Annotated in this window: 1 protein-coding gene; it reads right to left on the reverse strand. The window is 48.2% G+C overall.

What is annotated here, in order from left to right:
* Nucleotides 1-122: 122 nt before the first annotated feature.
* Nucleotides 123-506 carry a DUF4870 domain-containing protein gene (locus tag B3W37_RS11580; RefSeq protein WP_483170170.1) on the reverse strand — a complete coding sequence of 128 codons (384 nt, stop codon included), beginning with the start codon at nt 504-506 and terminating at the stop codon, nt 123-125.
* Nucleotides 507-583: the final 77 nt, after the last annotated feature.

A 583-nucleotide genomic window follows, 5' to 3' on the forward strand; every position in this document is an offset into this window, starting at 1 on the left:
ATTGAGGCGTACAAATAGTACGTTGATTGAGCGGGCCTATTGAGCAACGCAGTTATTCGCTTTTGTCGACGGTCTGACAGCAGGATGACCTGCCGTCAGTTTGTCTTTCAGTCAAGTACCGTCTATTTTAAAAATTTAATGGTGAAGGGATATTGAAAGGGCTGCCCGTTACTGACATTAAGTGACGCGATTACAACCAGGATCATATCGACCACACCCAGTGCGCCAAGCAGAAGAAGTGTCAAAAGGCTCAAAGGAATAAACACTAGGGTCACCAATAGTATACCTGCCACCATCAGCCCGACCACCGCATAAATGCTCATGGATATCTGGAAATTCAGGGATTCCTTGCCCTGTTCGTCCACCAGCGGGTATTGATCCCTTCTCAACAGCCATACAATCAACGGTCCCAATACGTTTCCCAGAGGAAGCCCGGTAAAGGCAAGAAAAGCGCTCAAGTGACATGCCATAGCCCAGTTGCGCTCGGTGGGATCGCCAGAATCCATATTAATACCTCCTATTTGATCCATTGCAGCTTCTGATGTCAGATAACGGCGCTCATTTTGCCCCAACCTCGATCCGG

The organism is Syntrophomonas sp. UBA5494, from assembly GCF_002426325.1.